The sequence below is a fragment of the Geodermatophilus sp. SYSU D00525 genome (assembly GCF_054050475.1).
Genome location: NZ_JBJGZK010000008.1, coordinates 46,117 through 62,176, shown reverse-complemented (window position 1 = coordinate 62,176; position 16,060 = coordinate 46,117). Strand labels below are relative to the sequence as shown.

Annotated in this window: 12 protein-coding genes; 4 read left to right on the top strand and 8 right to left on the bottom strand. The window is 76.1% G+C overall.

Features of this window, described 5'->3' with window-relative positions:
* Positions 1 to 101 precede the first annotated feature (101 nt).
* From ACI796_RS09110 to ACI796_RS09100, 3 genes are read right to left on the bottom strand one after another with little or no spacing between them, the layout of a single operon-like run.
* A complete protein-coding gene (locus ACI796_RS09110) occupies positions 102 to 1,271 on the bottom strand; it encodes an acyl-CoA dehydrogenase family protein (protein ID WP_456940908.1) in 1,170 nt (389 codons plus the stop codon).
* Between the two features lie 9 nt (positions 1,272 to 1,280).
* On the bottom strand, positions 1,281 to 1,805 hold the full coding sequence (gene purE, locus ACI796_RS09105; protein ID WP_456940907.1) for a 5-(carboxyamino)imidazole ribonucleotide mutase: 525 nt from the start codon (positions 1,803 to 1,805) through the stop codon (positions 1,281 to 1,283).
* Between the two features lies 1 nt (position 1,806).
* The gene (locus tag ACI796_RS09100) at positions 1,807 to 3,012 is read right to left on the bottom strand and encodes a 5-(carboxyamino)imidazole ribonucleotide synthase (RefSeq protein ID WP_456940906.1); all 1,206 of its coding nucleotides are present in this window, start codon (positions 3,010 to 3,012) and stop codon (positions 1,807 to 1,809) included.
* 200 nt (positions 3,013 to 3,212) lie between these two features.
* Between ACI796_RS09100 and ACI796_RS09095 the strand changes: the two genes are divergently transcribed.
* The 3 genes from ACI796_RS09095 to ACI796_RS09085 all read left to right on the top strand — a co-directional run bounded on the left by ACI796_RS09095 (position 3,213) and on the right by ACI796_RS09085 (position 7,218).
* Positions 3,213 to 3,743, top strand: a complete 531-nt coding sequence (locus ACI796_RS09095; protein ID WP_456940905.1) for a hypothetical protein — start codon at positions 3,213 to 3,215, stop codon at positions 3,741 to 3,743.
* On the top strand, positions 3,740 to 6,661 hold the full coding sequence (locus tag ACI796_RS09090; protein WP_456940904.1) for a hypothetical protein: 2,922 nt from the start codon (positions 3,740 to 3,742) through the stop codon (positions 6,659 to 6,661). The genes ACI796_RS09095 and ACI796_RS09090 overlap by 4 nt, the downstream gene beginning before the upstream one ends.
* A gap of 65 nt (positions 6,662 to 6,726) precedes the next feature.
* Complete coding sequence (locus ACI796_RS09085; RefSeq protein WP_456929441.1) at positions 6,727 to 7,218, top strand: GtrA family protein; 492 nt, start codon at positions 6,727 to 6,729, stop codon at positions 7,216 to 7,218.
* 103 nt (positions 7,219 to 7,321) lie between these two features.
* Here ACI796_RS09085 and ACI796_RS09080 read toward each other — a convergent pair whose 3' ends face one another.
* From ACI796_RS09080 to ACI796_RS09060, 5 genes are all read right to left on the bottom strand, one after another.
* Positions 7,322 to 10,282, bottom strand: coding sequence for an AAA family ATPase (locus ACI796_RS09080; protein WP_456940903.1), 2,961 nt, complete (start codon positions 10,280 to 10,282; stop codon positions 7,322 to 7,324).
* The gene (locus tag ACI796_RS09075) at positions 10,279 to 11,430 is read right to left on the bottom strand and encodes an exonuclease SbcCD subunit D (RefSeq protein WP_456940902.1); all 1,152 of its coding nucleotides are present in this window, start codon (positions 11,428 to 11,430) and stop codon (positions 10,279 to 10,281) included. Before ACI796_RS09075 ends, ACI796_RS09080 begins: the two co-directional genes overlap by 4 nt.
* 47 nt (positions 11,431 to 11,477) lie before the next feature.
* Positions 11,478 to 12,776, bottom strand: coding sequence for an acyltransferase family protein (locus tag ACI796_RS09070; RefSeq protein WP_456940901.1), 1,299 nt, complete (start codon positions 12,774 to 12,776; stop codon positions 11,478 to 11,480).
* A 202-nt stretch (positions 12,777 to 12,978) separates the two neighbouring features.
* Positions 12,979 to 13,539: a PH domain-containing protein gene (locus ACI796_RS09065; RefSeq protein WP_456940900.1), complete on the bottom strand. Its 561-nt coding sequence runs from the start codon at positions 13,537 to 13,539 to the stop codon at positions 12,979 to 12,981.
* Positions 13,540 to 13,570: 31 nt separating this feature from the next.
* Positions 13,571 to 14,413, bottom strand: coding sequence for a biotin--[acetyl-CoA-carboxylase] ligase (locus tag ACI796_RS09060; protein ID WP_456940899.1), 843 nt, complete (start codon positions 14,411 to 14,413; stop codon positions 13,571 to 13,573).
* An 18-nt stretch (positions 14,414 to 14,431) separates the two neighbouring features.
* Here ACI796_RS09060 and ACI796_RS09055 point away from each other — a divergent pair, with 18 nt between their 5' ends.
* Positions 14,432 to 16,057 carry an acyl-CoA carboxylase subunit beta gene (locus tag ACI796_RS09055; protein WP_456940898.1) on the top strand — a complete coding sequence of 542 codons (1,626 nt, stop codon included), beginning with the start codon at positions 14,432 to 14,434 and terminating at the stop codon, positions 16,055 to 16,057.
* The last annotated feature ends 3 nt before the right edge of the window (positions 16,058 to 16,060 follow it).

The window sequence follows — 16,060 nt, the reverse complement described above, 5'->3', positions numbered from 1 at the left end:
CGCCCGGCCCGCGCTGGGAGCTGCCATCGTCCCGCGCGGCGGGGGCTTGTGGTCGCCTCCCGCGCCCCCCGGCGGCGCGCCGTCACGGGGCGGGGGGAGTCCTACCGGAGCAGGCTGCGGGCGATGACCATCCGCTGGATCTGGTTGGTGCCCTCGTAGATCTGGGTGATCTTGGCGTCGCGCATCATGCGCTCGACCGGGAAGTCCTGCGTGTAGCCCGCGCCGCCGAACAGCTGGACGGCGTCGGTGGTGACCTTCATGGCGACGTCGGAGGCGAACGCCTTGGCCGCCGCGCACAGCCGGCCGAGGTCGGGGTCCACCTTGCCGCCGGAGTGGCCCGCCTCGCCGCGGGCGGCGGCGACGTAGACCAGGTGCCGGGCGGCCTCGATCTGCATGGCCATGTCGGCGAGCATGAACTGCACGCCCTGGAAGTCGCTGACCGCCTTGCCGAACTGCTTCCGGTCGCGGGTGTACTCGACGGCGGCGTCGAGCGCGCCCTGGGCGACGCCCACGGCCTGCGCGCCGATGGTCGGGCGGGTGAAGTCCAGCGTCCGCAGCGCGGTCTTGAAGCCGGTGCCGGGCTCGCCGATGATCCGGTCGGCCGGGATGGCGCAGTCGGTGAAGTAGAGCTCGCAGGTGGGCGAGCCCTTGATGCCCATCTTCCGCTCCTTGGGGCCCACGGCGAAGCCCGGGTCGTCGCGGTGCACGACGAAGGCGGAGATGCCGTTGGCCCGCTTCTCCGGGTCGGTGACGGCCATGACCGTGTACCACTCGGAGACGCCGGCGTTGGTGATCCAGGCCTTGGTGCCGTTGAGCACCCAGGTGTCGCCCTCGAGCCGGGCGCGGGTCCTCATCGAGGCGGCGTCGGAGCCGGCCTCCCGCTCGGACAGGCCGTAGCTGATCATCGCCCGGCCCTCGGCGATCGACGGGACCACCCTCTGCTTCAGGTCCTCCGACGCCGACAGGATGACCGGCACCGACCCGAGCTTGTTGACCGCCGGGATGAGCGACGCCGAGACGTCGACCCGGGCGACCTCCTCGATGACGATGCAGGTGGCGATCGCGTCCGCGCCCTCGCCGCCGTACTGCTCCGGGATGTGCGTGGCGTGGAAGCCGGCCGCCGTCAGCGCCTTCTGCGCCTCGATCGGGAAGCGGGAGTTCGCGTCGACGTCCGCGGCGTGCGGGGCGATCTCACGTTCGGCGAGGTCGCGGACCGCGGCCCGGATCGCGTCGTGCTCCTCGGTCAGCTGGTACAGCCCGCTCGTACTCACGGGTAGATGCTAGGACGTCCCAGCAGATCCGCCGTCGCCGGTCAGCCGGGCGCGCAGGGCCGCGTCCCGGGCGACGACGGAGTCGGCCAGGTCGGCCTGGAACCGCTCGACGGCGGCCCGCAGCACCGGGTCGCCCGCGGCCAGGACGCGCACCGCGAGGAGCCCGGCGTTGCGGCCGCCGCCGATCGACACCGTCGCGACCGGGACGCCCGCGGGCATCTGCACGATCGACAGCAGGCTGTCCAGGCCGTCGAGCCGGTCCAGCGGCCGCGGCACGCCGATCACCGGCAGCGGGGTGGCGGCGGCGAGCATGCCCGGCAGGTGCGCCGCTCCCCCGGCGCCGGCGACGAGCACCCGCAGCCCGCGCCCGGCCGCCGAGGCCGCGTAGTCGAGCATCCGCTGCGGCGTGCGGTGCGCGGACAGGACGTGCACCTCGTACGGGACGCCGAACTCCGCGAGCGCCGTCGCGGCCGGCTCCATCGTGGGCCAGTCCGAGTCGCTGCCCATCACGATCCCGACCAGCGGCCCGGTCATCTCAGTGCTCCTCGGGGAAGGCGAACGCGGGGTCGACCACGCCGTCGGCGAGGTAGCGGGCCGCGGCGACGGCGCGGGCGCGCACCTGCGCGAGGTCCTCCCCCAGCGCCGTCACGTGGCCGAGCTTGCGGCCGGGGCGCTGGCCCTTGCCGTACCAGTGCAGCTTGACGTCGGGCCAGTGCGCCATCAGGTGGTGGACCCGCTCGTCGAGGCCCGGCCCGTCCCAGCCCGGCTCCGCGGTCCGGCCGCCGAGCACGTTCGCCATGACCACGGCGGGCGCGGTCATCGCCGTCGACCCGAGCGGGTAGTCGAGGACGGCGCGCAGGTGCTGCTCGAACTGGCTCGTGCGGGCACCCTCGATCGTCCAGTGCCCGGAGTTGTGGGGGCGCATGGCCAGCTCGTTGACCAGCACGCCCGCGGGGGTCTGGAACAGCTCGACGGCCATGACGCCGACGACGCCGACCCGGTCGGCGACCCGCACCGCGAGCTCCTGCGCGGCCAGCGCCGTGTCCTCGTCGAGGCCCGGCGCCGGGGCGAGCACCTCGGTGTTGATGCCGTCGCGCTGCACGGTCTCCACGACCGGCCAGACGGCGACCTGGCCGAACGGCGAGCGGGCCACCAGCACCGCGAGCTCGCGGACCAGCGGGACCCGCTCCTCGACCAGCAGGGTCCCGTGCCGCTCGAGCAGGTCGGCCACCTCGTCCGGCCCGTGGACGACGAAGACGCCCCTGCCGTCGTAGCCGCCGCGCGGGGCCTTCACCACGACCGGCCAGCCGACCTCCTCGGCGAACGCGGTCACCTCGTGCACCGTGCGCGCGTCCGTCCACGACGGCTGGGGCTCCGCGGCGGCGGCCAGCGCGCGGCGCAGGACGAGCTTGTCCTGGGCGTGCACCAGGGCGTCGGGGCCGGGGGCGAGGCGGACGCCCTCGGCGGCCAGCGTCCGCAGGTGCTCGGTGGGCACGTGCTCGTGGTCGAAGGTGAGCACGGTGGCGCCCCCGGCCACGGCGCGCAGCGCGTCCAGGTCGCGGTGGTCGCCGATCCGGACGTCGGCGGCGACCAGCGCCGCGGACTCGCCGGGACCGGTGGACAGCACGCGCAGCGACTGGCCGAGCGCGATCGCGGCCTGGTGGGTCATCCGGGCCAGCTGGCCCCCGCCGACCATGGCGACGACCGGGAGCTGGTCCGGACCTGACGACGAGACACCCACGGTTCCAGCAGCGTAGTGAGCGGCGGTCCGGCGGGCGGTGGCGACTCCTCCGTCACAACCGCCCCATCGCCCTCCGGCGGCGCGTCGACCCACCGTGACCACCTGGTGACCGTGCGACATTGACCGTCGGCCGCTGGTGCGGCTCCCCGGCCGGCGCGTGGCGCGGACCCCCGGCCGGGACGGACGACCGGGGAGCAGGCATGGGTGCGAGACGAGGGGCCGTCGGCGGCCTGGCGATCACGGCGGTGACCGCGCTGGCGCTGGCGGCGTGCAGCAGCGGTGCCGCGGAGGACACGGCGTCGGCGACGGGGGACGCCTCCGCCACCTCGTCCGCGGCCGGCGGGGACGGCGCCACCGGCGGCAGCGCCCCGGCGACGAGCGCGGAACCGACCGACGTCGCCACCGACCCGCCCCTCGAGGCACCGGAGGGCGGCGACGTCACCGTCGTGCTGACCTACGCCGACTGGGACCAGGGCGTCCCCGGCGTCACCGTCGGCGCGTACGTCGAGGCCGTGGCCGAGAGCGGCGGCACCTGCACGCTCACCCTCGAGGGCCAGGGACGCACCGCCTCGGCGAGGGTGCCCGGCGAGCGCGAGCCCGGGTCGACCTCCTGCCCCGGGCTCACGGTGCCCGGTGAGGAGCTCGCGTCGGGCACCTGGACGGCGACGGTGACCTACGAGTCCGACGAGTACTCGGGCACGTCGGAACCGCTGGACGTGGTGGTCCCGTGACCGGGCTGCTCCCCCGGGTGGCCCGGCGGCTGCCCCTCGTGACCCTGGTGCTGGCGCTCGTCGCGACGGTGCTGCTGGTGCCGACGTCCGCGCCGGCGCCGACGTCGGGGCCCGCGCAGCCGGCCCTCGACCTCGCGGCCGACACCCGCCTGTTCGACCCGGGCAACATCATCAGCGACGAGGTCTTCTTCGACTGGGGCGCGATGGACGCGGGCGCCATCCAGGCGTTCCTCGACGCCAAGGGCGCCAGGTGCGTCGCCGGCGCCATGCCCTGCCTCAAGGACTACCGGCAGGACACCGTGGACCAGCCCGGTGACGCCTACTGCTCGACCTACCGCGGCGCCCGCGGGGAGACCGCGGCCACGCTGATCGCCAAGGTCGCGGCCGCCTGCCGGATCAACCCCCGGGTGCTCCTGGTCCTGCTGCAGAAGGAGCAGGGGCTGGTGACCCGCAGCCAGCCGGGCACCTCGCACTACACGAAGGCCACCGGCTTCGGCTGCCCGGACACCGCCGCGTGCGACCCCGCCTTCTCCGGCCTGGTCAGCCAGATCTACTTCGCCTCCCGGCAGTTCCAGCGGTACGCCGCCAACGTCGCGGGCAGCTACCGCGCCGGCCGCTACAACACCATCAAGTGGAACGTGCCCGACAGCTGCGGCACCTCCCAGGTCTACATCCTCAACAAGGCGACCGCGGGCCTGTACAGCTACACCCCGTACCGCCCGAACCAGGCGGCGCTCGACGCCGGCTACGGCGAGGGCGACGCCTGCTCGGCCTACGGCAACCGCAACTTCTGGCTGTACTTCACCGACTGGTTCGGCTCCACCGGCATCCGCACCAGCGGGGCGATCGGCTGGGCCTACCAGCAGCAGGGCGGCGGCACCGGGCCGCTGGGCTCCCCGGTCAACGAGATGTACTGCGGTCTCGCCGAGGGCGGCTGCGGCCAGGACTTCCGGGGCGGCTCGATCTTCTGGCACCCCTCGCTCGGCGCGTACGTGGTCAACGGCGCGATCCACGGCGTCTGGAACGGCAGCGGCCGGGAGACCGGCGTGCTCGGCTACCCGACGTCGGGGATGGCCTGCGGCCTGACCGGCGGCGGGTGCAGCCAGCAGTTCCAGCGCGGCCAGGTCTTCTGGTCGCCGGCCACCGGCGCGCACCTGCTCAACGGTGCGATCAGCGACCACTACACCGCCGCCGGCCGCGAGCGTGGCACGCTCGGCTACCCCACCACCGGCATCACCTGCGGCCTCGCCGACGGCGGGTGCGCCCAGGCGTTCCAGGGCGGCTGGGTGTACTGGGCGCCGTCGACGTGGACGCACGCCGTGAGCGGCGCGATCGCCGCGGCGTGGATGCGCTCCGGGGCCGAGACCGGCCCGCTCGGCTACCCGTCCACGGAGATGGCCTGCGACGGCACGGGGTGCACCCAGGCCTTCCAGCGCGGCGACGTCGTGTGGACGGCGGGCACGAACGCGACCCGCACGGTGTCCGGCGCCATCGGGGAGGCCTGGCGCGCCGCGGACGGCGCCGCGGGTCCCCTCGGTCTCCCGACCGGCGACATGGCGTGCGGCCTGGCCGGCGACGGCTGCCGGCAGGCGTTCCGCGGCGGCTGGATCACCTGGGCGCCGGGGGCCGGCGTGCACGCGGTGTCCGGCGGGATCGGCGCCACCTGGGACCGGTCCGGCGGCGAGTCGGGTACGCTCGGCTACCCGACCGGCGACATGACGTGCACCAGCGCCGGCTGCGACCAGGCGTTCCAGCGCGGCGACCTGGTGTGGACGGCGAGCACGAACACCGTCCGCCCGGTCGAGGGCGCCATCGCCCAGACCTGGCGCGCCGCCGGGCGCAGCACCGGGGACCTCGGCCTGCCCACCGGCGCCATGGACTGCACCCTGCCCGGCGGCGGGTGCGCCCAGACGTTCCAGGGCGGCACCGTCGTCTGGTCGTCGGCCACCGGCTCGCGGACCGTGTCCGGTGCGATCGGCTGGACCTGGTCCCAGCAGGGCGGCGCCGCGGGCGCGCTGGGCTACCCGTCCGGCGACATGGTGTGCCTGTCGACCGGCTGCGACCAGGCCTTCCAGAAGGGCGACCTGGCGTGGACCCCGGCGGGCGGCACCCGCGCGGTGTCGGGCGCGATCGGCTGGCTGTGGAACCGCGACGGCCGCGGTGCAGGCAGCCTCGGCCACCCGACGGCGGACATGGTGTGCGGCCTGACCGGCGGCGGCTGCCGGCAGACGTTCGCCGGCGGGCTGGTCGCCTGGTCCCCCGCCGGCGGCGTGCACGCGACCTCCGGGGCCATCCAGGCCCAGTGGCTGGGCAGCGGCGGCGAGAGCGGCGCGCTCGGGTGGCCGGTCGCGGACATGGAGTGCCAGCTCGAGGGCGGCGGCTGCCGGCAGTCCTTCGCCGGCGGTCAGGTGCTCTGGTCCCCGGCCACCGGCACCGCCGCGGTGCTCGGCCCGATCGACGCCGGCTACGGCGCCAACGGGCGGCAGGGCGGGGTGCTGGGCTACCCGGTCGCGGCGCAGGTCTGCGCCGACGGCGGCTGCCGGCAGGACTTCCAGGGCGGCGTCATCGGCTCGACGACGTCCGGCGGCGCGCACGCCGTCACCGGCGGCATCCGGGCGCTGTGGGCGGCCCTCGGGGCGCAGACCGGCACGCTGGGCTGGCCGACGGCCGACATGGCCTGCAGCGCCGGCTCGTGCGGGCAGCGCTTCGCCCGGGGGGAGGCCTGGTGGTCGCCGGCCACCGGCACCCACGCCGTCACCGGGGCGATCCTCGACGCCTGGCGGGCCGCCGGCGGGGCCACCGGGTCCCTCGGGCTGCCCACCGGCGACGCGCGCACCTCGGGGTCGGTGACGACCCAGACCTTCCAGGGCGGGACGCTCCGCCACGACAGCACCACGGGACAGGTGACCCGGTCATGAACAGCAGCTCCTCCCCGGTCCGCGTCGAACGGACCCCTGCGGTCTCGGCACCTACACTCGGCCGGGTGGGCATCGTCAGCGACCTCCGCGGCCGACTGGAGGGCACCTGGCGGATGCTCCTCAAGGAGATCTCGGCGTTCGGCGTCGTCGGCGCCGCGACCATGGCGCTCGACCTCGGGCTGTTCCAGGTCCTCTACGCCCACGTCGGCATCGGGGCCGTGACCGCGAAGTTCCTGTCGACGGTCGTCTCGATGACCGCCGCCTACTTCGCGCACCGGCACTGGTCCTTCTCGCACCGGGCGCGGACCGGGCTGCGGCGCGAGTACACGCTGTTCATCGTGGTCAACACGGTGACCCTGCTGCTGGGGCTGGCCCTCGTCGCCCTGGTCCGCTACCCGCTGGGCCAGGAGAGCTCGCTGGTCCTGCAGGTCACCAACATCGTCTCGACCGTGCTGGGGACGCTCATCCGCTACTTCGCCTACCGCAGGTGGGTGTTCGTGGCCCCGGACCACCCGGCGGCGGTGCCTCCGGAGGGCAGCGCCACCGTCACCCGCTGACGGACCCACGAGCTCCCCGACCGCACCCGGTCTCCCGCCTCGGGAGGCCGGGTGCGGTGCTGTGCGGGCCGGTCCCCGGGCGCCGTGGGACGCCCGGCGGGGGTCAGCCGGCCAGCCGCGAGCCCGACCGCCCCGCGACGACCTCGAGCCGGGTGGGGATGCGGGTGCGCAGCTCCTCCAGGTGGCTGATGACGCCGACGGTCCGCCCGCCGCGCCGCAGCTCGTCGAGCACGCCCATGACCGCGTCCAGCGCCTGCGCGTCGAGGGTGCCGAAGCCCTCGTCGACGAACAGGGTGTCCATCTGGACCCCGCCCGCCTCGGCGGTGACGACGTCGGCGAGGCCCAGGGCGAGGGCGAGGGAGGCCATGAAGCTCTCCCCGCCGGAGAGGGTCTTCGTCGGCCGCCGGACGCCGGTGTACTCGTCCAGGACGTCGAGGCCCAGGCCGCCGCGGGCGCCGTGGCGGCCCAGCGCGTCGCTGTGCAGGAAGGTGTAGCGGCCGCGGGACATCTCCTGCAGCCGCCGGCTGGCCACCTCGGCGACCTGCTCGAGCCGCGCGGCGAGCACGAAGGACTGCAGCCGCATCCGCAGCGTGTTCGCGCCGCGCCCGCCGACGAGGTCGGCCAGGCCCGAGACCTGCTCGGCGCGGGCCCGGCGCTCGGCCAGCTCGACCTCGGCGGAGACCACGTCGCCGGCGAGCGCGTCGAGGGCGTCCGCGCAGCGGCGGGCCTGGTCGAGCGCGGTGACGGCCTCCTCGCGGCGGGCGGTGAGCCCGGCGCAGCGCTGCTGCCCGGCCGCGACGTCGGGGCGTTCGCCGAGGTCGGCGAGCTCGGGGTCGGCGAGGGTGGCGACCACGACCGCGTGCGCCTCGTCGTGCTCGCGCAGCCGCCGGTCGAGCTCGGTCAGCCGGCCCTGCTCCAGCAGGGCGGCCGACGCCTCCGCCGTCCCGGGAAAGCCGGCTGCGACGGCGCGCTGCTCGGCGGCGGCCCGGGCCTCCTCGGCGGCGGTGCGGGCGCGGCGCTCCTCCTCGGCGGCGGCGACGGCGGCCTCGCAGCGGGCGGCCTCCGCGGTGAGCCGCGCGACGCGGGCCGGCAGGTCGCGGTCCTCCCCGCGGGCGGCGTCCAGGCGGGCGGCCAGCTCGGCGTGCGCCTGCGCGCGGGCGTCGTGCTCGGCGGTGACCCGCTGCAGCGTCTCGCGGTCGGCGGCCAGCGCCGTGGCGGCGGCGTCGCGCCGCTGCTCGGCCGCCGCCAGCTCGCGGCGGGCGGGCTCCACCCCGCGGGCCAGCGCGGCCACCTCGGCGCGCTCGGCCGCCGCGGCGGCCGCCCGCCCGGCCACCTCGGCGGCCGGCAGCTCCCCGGCCTGCGCGCGCAGCACGGCGAGCTGCCGCTCCAGCTCCTCGGCCGCCCGGCCGGCGGCGGTGCGCCGCTCGTCGGCGGCGTCGACGGCCGCGCGGGCGTGCTCCTCGTCGTCGGCGGTGACCGCCGGGCCGGCCGGCACCGCGGGGCGCGGGTGCGCGGTCGAGCCGCAGACGGGGCAGTCGGCGCCCTCGGTCAGCCCGGCGGCGAGCTCGGCGGCCATGCCCTCGAGCCGGGCGGTGCGCACCTCGACCAGCCGCTCGCGCGCCTCCAGCCAGTCCAGCCGGGCGGCGTCGGCGGCCTTGGCGGCGCGGTCGAGCCGGCCGGTGACCTCCGCGGCGCGGGTGGCCGCCTCCAGCGCGGCGCGGGCGGCCTCGTCGGCGGCGGTGACGCCGGGAAGGCGGGCGGCGGCGGCCTGCGCGGCGTCGAGCCGGGCCTGCGCCGCGGCCACGCGGGCGGGCTCCTCCTCGACCGCCCGGGCGCCGGCGGCGACCCGGTCGCCGAGCCGTCCGGCCTCGCGGGCCAGGCGCGCGACCTCGGCGGCCAGCTCCGCGGCGCGGTCGGCCTCGGGCAGCAGCGTCCGCACCGCGGCGGCGGCGTCGCGCAGCTCCCGCGCCGGCTCCGGGCCGGCCGGGCGCCCCCCGGAGACCGCGGCCCAGGCGGCGTCGGCGGCCTCCCGGCCGGCGGCGGCGCGCTCGGCGGCGCGGGCGGCGCGCCCGGCGGCGTCCAGCACGTCGCGCAGCACCTCGGCGCGGCGGCCGGCGTCGGCCCGGTCCCGCAGCGGTGCCAGCTCCGGCTCGCGGGCGGTGAGCCGCTCCAGCTCGGCGCGGGCCCGGTCGCGGCGGGCGTGCCGGTCGGCCAGCGCCCGGGCGGCGGCGAGCTCCGCCTCGGCCCGGGCGCTCGCGGCGGCGGCGTCCTCGGCTTCGGCGGTCGCGCGGACCAGCCGCTCGGCCGCCCGGCCCCGCACCCCGGTCACCCAGGCGCCGACCGAGGCCCCGGGACGGGCGCCGACCAGCTCGGGGGCGAGCTCCTCGGGCACCTCGACGTCGGCGATCTGGGCGACGCGGTGCAGCAGCGTGCTCACCCGGTGCCGGTCGGCGCGCAGCTCCTCCTCGGCGGCCCGCCGCTCCCCGGCCAGCCAGTCCTCGGCGCGGGCGAACCGGTCGACGTCGAACAGCGTGCGCAGCAGCCGGCCGCGGTCCTCGGGCTCGGCGCGCAGGAACCGGGCGAAGTCGCCCTGGGGCAGCAGCACCACCTGGCAGAACTGCTCCGCCGACAGGCCCAGCCGCACCCGCAGGTACTCCGAGCCCTCGTCGATGCGGGTGCTCACCGGCTCCCAGCCGTCGGCCGCCCGGCGCTGCACGATGAGCTTCGCCTGCTCGGTGGTCTCGCCGGTGCCGCGCTTCTTCGGCCGGGTCTGCTCCGGGCGGCGGATCACCAGCAGCCGCTCGCCGGCGAGGGTCAGCTCGCAGGAGACCTCGGTGCGGGTGGCCGCGTCGGCGTGGTCGCTGCGCAGCCGGCGGGCCTCGCCGCGGGCGCCCGGGACGGTGCCGTAGAGCGCGAAGACCACGGCGTCGAGCAGCGTGGTCTTGCCGGCGCCGGTGGGGCCCCAGAGCAGGAACAGCCCGTCGCGGGCCACCTCGTCGACCCGGACGGTCTCGGTGCCGGCGAAGGGGCCGAAGGCGGTGAGGGTGAGGGTGTGCAGCCTCACCGGGCGAGCTCCTCGCGGCCCGCGGCGCCCAGCGCCCGGGCCAGCAGGTCGCGCTCGGCGGCCGTGACGCCCACCCCGCCGCGGACGTGCGCGACGAACTCCCCCGCGACGTCCAGGTCGTCCCGGCCGCGCAGCCGCTCCTGGTAGCTGCGGCCGTCGCCGCCGCCGGTGCCGCCGACCCACTCCAGGTGCACGCAGTGCGCGAACCGGGTGCGCAGCGCGCGCATCGGGTCGGCCGGGCGGACGGGGTCGGTGAGCCGGGCGGACACCCAGGCCTCCTCGGCGGCGGTGTGGGCGGGGTCGGCGAGCAGGTCGTCGAGGGCGCCGGTGAGCACCGTCAGCGGCCGGGGGGCCGGCAGCGGCACGGACCGGACGCCGGCCAGCCCGCCGGCGTCGAGGTCGACCAGCCACACCTGCTTGTCCTGCCCGGCCTCGCCGAAGGAGTACCCCAGCGGGGAGCCGCTGTAGCGCATCCGGTCGCTCAGCGTCTGCGGGCGGTGCAGGTGCCCCAGCGCCACGTAGTCGACGCCGTCGAACACCGGCGCCGGCACCACGTCCACCCCGCCGACGCAGATGTCGCGCTCGCTGTCGCTGGCCACCCCGCCGCCGACGAAGGCGTGCGCGAGCACCACCGAGCGGGCGCCGGGGCGGAGGAACAGGTCGGCGCGCACCCGGTCCATCGCCGCCCGCAGGACGCCCTCGTGGCTGCGCGCGTCCGGCACGCCGAGCTCGTGCCGGGCGATCTCCGGCTCGAGGTAGGGCAGCCCGTAGACGGCGACCTCGCCGTGCCGGTCGGCCAGCAGCACCGGCTCGTCCAGCCGCCCGGTCTCGGCGCGGACGTGCAGCCCGGCCTTGGTCAGCAGCGAGGAGAAGGTGCCCAGCCGCCGCGCCGAGTCGTGGTTGCCGGGGGTGAGGACCACCGTGGCGCCGGCGCCGACCAGGCGGCCGACCACCCGGTCGAGGACCGCCTGCGCGTCGGCCGAGGGCACCGCCCGGTCGTAGACGTCACCGGCCACGACGACGGCGTCGGCGCCCTCCTCGGCCACGACCCGGGCGAGCCCGGACAGCACCGCCTCCTGCTCGGCGAGCAGGTCCGCCCCGTGCAGCGACCGCCCGATGTGCCAGTCCGAGGTGTGCAGCAGTCGCATGGGCGCGCAGGGTAGGTCGGGGGTACGACAGGAACGGGACTGCCGGCTCAGGCGCCGACGCGCTGCGACGGGAGCGGGGCGTCCGCGGACCCGGCGGCCGCCTCGGCGTCGCCGTCCGCAGGCCCCTGCTGGGGCGACGCCTCGGGCGTCGCGGGCAGGTCGGTCCCGGCCGCCGCCGACGCCGGCTCCCGGCGGAGGCGGGTCCAGCGCCCGGGGCCGCGGTGGCGCAGCCACAGCCGGCTCGGCTCCTCGACGTACCGGTAGACCAGGTGCGCCACGACGAGGGCGGCCAGCAGCAGGTGCGGGACGAGCAGGGTGCCCAGGCCGCTGCCCGGGCCGATCGCCGGGTACCAGCCCATGTGCGTCCAGGCGATCTCGAACAGCGGCACGTGGACCAGGTAGAGGCTGTAGGAGATCCGCCCCCCGTGCACGAGCGGCTGCCACGACAGCGCCCGGCTCAGCCCGCGGCGGGACAGCGCCAGCGAGGCGACGAGGACCGGGAAGAACACCACGACGACGCCGCCGAACTCACCGGCGCCCTGGCCGCGCCACCAGCCCCACCAGAGCCCGACGAGGACCTCCACGACGACCAGCACGGCGACCACGGCCGCGATCCGCTCGACGCGCGGGGTGACCCGGATCCGCCGGACGGCGAGGCAGGTGAACGCACCGGCCAGGAAGCCCGCGCCGATGCGCAGCAGCCAGCTCCACGGGAAGTAGGCCTCGCCGGTGGCGTAGCAGTGCAGGGCGAACGGCAGCATGCAGGCGACGGCGAGCAGGCCGGTGACGACCGGGGGCAGCCGGCGCAGGCGCCACAGCACCAGCACGGTGAGCGGGAACAGCGTGTAGGCCAGCCACTCGGCGCTGATCGACCAGGCCGCGCCCACCCAGGACGAGCCGTCGAAGTAGGGCTGGTGCCACAGCTGCACCATGGCCAGCTGCTCCAGCCACGAGGAGACGGTGACGTCGGGCTGCACCGTCTGCCAGACGAGGAAGGGGTCGTCGGTGCGGCTGGCCTTGTAGAGGATCCAGCCGCCGAACACCGTGGTGACCAGCGCGTACACGGGCCAGACGCGGCAGAAGCGCGCCCACCAGAAGGCCACCGTGCGCCGGGTGGAGGGCCGCGGGCCGAGCTTGTCGAGGTAGGTCAGCGTGACGACGAAGCCACTGAGCACGTAGAAGAGGTCCACGCCCAGTGCCCCGGTGTGGACCAGGGGCTGCAGCGGCTCCCACACCGCGCGGTAGGCGTCGCCCGGCGTGAACCAGAAGTGGAAGACGACCACCCACAGCGCCGCGACGATGCGCAGCCCGGTCAGCGAGCGGATCTCACCACCACCGCCGACCACGGGCGCTGCGGCAGCCGACGGTCCGAGGGCAGGCGGGACCGACTCGGATCGATGTGACACGGAACCACCAAACCGTCGGAGGGTGCTGTCCAGCGCTTGCACAGGCCACGGTACGGCCGGTCTCCGCAACGCCCTCGAGCCGAAAAGCGACGAAGCTCCCGAGATCAGGTTGGCAGGGGCCGCCAGTCGTGCCCGGGCACGGTCACCACGTGTCCCACCCGGGGCCGTCGTCCGCCCCGTCCTCCCACGCGCGCGGGGCCGTCGTCACGGCGGCGCGGTCGTCCTCGTCGACCAGGGTGGCGAGCAGCCGCTGCACCTCGTCGATGGCGGGGACCCGCTCGAGCACCACCGGGCCGCCCTCCCCGGCGGTCTCGACGGTCAGCGTCCCGGACCGCACGACCCGCTGCCGCAGCGTCTGCCGGGACGTGACGTCGGTGACGCGCGACAGCGGCACGTCCCGGCCGCGGCGGGACAGGACGCCCGAGCGGACCAGCAGCCGGTGCGTGGTGACGACCAGGTGGGTGGTGCGCCAGCGGAGCACCGGCCGCAGCACGAGGACCGCCAGGGCGACCAGGACGGCGCCCAGCAGGACCATCCGCAGCACGCCCTGCTGGCGGCCCGCGGGGACGAGGGCCGCCAGGTAGGAGCCGGCGCCCACGACGGCGAGGAGCGCGACCACGGGCCAGAACAGCGTCGTCCAGTGCGGGTGCAGGTGGACGACGACCTCCTCGTCGTCGGCCAGCAGCCTGTCGGGGTAGGGCACCCGGCCAGGATGACCGAGCGCGGAGCGCGCGTCAGGCTCCGGCGGGGCGTGTCCGGACGTGCTGCACGTCTCCGCTGGCCAGCTCCACCGTGCCGTCGTCGGTGCGGACCACCAGGCGGCCGTCCCAGTCGACGGCGGTCGCGGTGCCGGCCAGCGTCGAGCCGTCGGGCAGCGTGACGGCGACCTCGGCGCCGACCGTCGAGCACCGGGCGAGGTAGTCCGCGGCCAGGCCGGTGGCGACCGGGTCGCCGAGTGCCGCCGTCCAGGCGGTGTAGCGCCGCTCGAGCGCCCGGAGGTAGGCCAGCAGGACCGGCCCGCGGTCCACCGGGGCGCCGGTGACCAGCGTCAGTGACGACCCGGTGGGCGGCAGCTCCTCCCGGCGGGTGCCGACGTTGAGACCGGTGCCGACGACGACCGCGGTCCCCACCCCCTCGGCCAGGATCCCGGCGAGCTTGGCGCCGTCGGCGGCGAGCAGGTCGTTGGGCCACTTGAGCGAGGTCCGCACGCCGGTGACCTCGCCGACGGCCTCGGCCAGCGCCACACCGGTGAGCAGCGGCAGCCAGCCGCGGCGGGCGGCCGGGACGTCGGGCCGCAGGAGCACCGAGACGGTCAGCCCGGCCCGCGGCGGGGAGGCCCAGGTCCGGTCGAGCCGGCCCCGCCCGGCGGCCTGGTGCTCGGCGACGAGGACGGCGCCCTCGGGCACGTCGTCGTCGGCGGCCCGCTCGGCGAGGACCGCGTTGGTGGAACCCACCTCCTCGACCACCTCCAGCGAACGCCACAGCCGGCTGTCCCTGGTGAGGGCGGCCTGCAGCGCCGCGGCGTCGAGCGGGGGGCGGTCGAGCTCCGACCAGCGGGCGGAGGGCGCGTCGGGCACTCCCCTACGCTACGGGCCGTGAGTGCGGCTGAACTGGAGAGCGCCGGCGACCACGTCCCCGGCGACGTCGACATCCACACGACCGCCGGCAAGCTGGCGGACTTCGAGCGCCGCGTCCAGGAGGCCACGCACGCCGGCTCCGAGCGGGCGGTCGAGAAGCAGCACGCAGCGGGCAAGATGACCGCCCGCGAGCGGATCGAGGCGCTGCTGGACCCGGGCTCGTTCACCGAGCTCGACGAGTTCGCCCGCCACCGCTCCACCAACTTCGGCATGGACGCCCGGCGCCCCTTCGGCGACGGCGTCGTCACCGGCTACGGGACGGTCGACGGCCGCCCGGTGTGCGTGTTCTCCCAGGACGTGACCGTCTTCGGCGGCAGCCTCGGCGAGGTCTACGGCGAGAAGATCGTCAAGGTCCTCGACCTGGCCGTCCGCAACGGCTGCCCGGTGATCGGGATCAACGAGGGCGGCGGCGCGCGCATCCAGGAGGGCGTGGTCTCCCTCGGCCTCTACGGCGAGATCTTCCGGCGCAACGTGCACGCCTCCGGCGTCATCCCGCAGATCTCGCTGGTCATGGGCGCCGCGGCCGGCGGGCACGTCTACTCCCCCGCGCTCACCGACTTCGTCGTGATGGTCGACCAGACCAGCCAGATGTTCATCACCGGGCCCGACGTCGTGAAGACCGTGACCGGCGAGGACGTCACGCTCGAGGAGCTCGGCGGCGCCCGCACGCACAACACCAAGTCGGGCGTCGCGCACTACCTGGCTGAGGACGAGGCCGACGCGCTCGACTACGTCAAGGCGCTGCTGTCCTACCTGCCGAGCAACAACCTCGACCCGCTGCCGGCCGTCGAGGTGGCCCCGGCCGACACGACGCCGGACGGCGTCTCCGAGGAGGACCACGAGCTCGACACGGTCGTCCCCGACTCGCCGAACACCCCCTACGACATGCACACCGTCATCGAGCACGTGCTCGACGACGGTGAGTTCCTCGAGGTGCAGGCGCTGTTCGCGCCGAACATCGTGGTCGGGTTCGGCCGGGTCGAGGGCCGGCCGGTCGGCGTCGTGGCCAACCAGCCCACCCAGTTCGCCGGCACGCTGGACATCGACGCCAGTGAGAAGGCGGCCCGCTTCGTGCGCACCTGCGACGCCTTCAACGTCCCGGTGCTCACCTTCGTCGACGTCCCGGGCTTCCTCCCCGGGACGTCGCAGGAGTGGGAGGGGATCATCCGCCGCGGCGCGAAGCTGATCTACGCCTACGCCGAGGCCACGGTCCCGAAGATCACGGTCATCACGCGCAAGGCCTACGGCGGCGCCTACGACGTCATGGGCTCCAAGCACCTCGGCGCCGACCTGAACCTCGCCTGGCCGACCGCGCAGGTCGCCGTCATGGGCGCCCAGGGCGCGGTGAACATCCTGTACCGGCGGGAGCTGGCCGACGCCCCGGACGCCGACGCCCGCCGCGCGGAGCTCATCACCGAGTACGAGGACGCGCTGCTGTCGCCCTACATCGCGGCCGACCGCGGGTACGTGGACCAGGTGATCCGCCCCTCGGAGACCCGCATCGAGATCACCAAGGCGCTGCGGCTGCTGGCCAACAAGCGCCAGACGCTGCCCCCGAAGAAGCACGGGAACATCCCCCTGTGAGTG

Excerpts from the sequence above, each read along its gene's own strand:
- ACI796_RS09095 (WP_456940905.1), top strand. The coding sequence starts at position 3,213 with ATGGGTGCGAGACGAGGGGCCGTCGGCGGCCTGGCGATCACGGCGGTG.
- ACI796_RS09075 (WP_456940902.1), bottom strand. The coding sequence starts at position 11,430 with ATGCGACTGCTGCACACCTCGGACTGGCACATCGGGCGGTCGCTGCAC.
- purE (WP_456940907.1), bottom strand. The coding sequence starts at position 1,805 with ATGACCGGGCCGCTGGTCGGGATCGTGATGGGCAGCGACTCGGACTGG.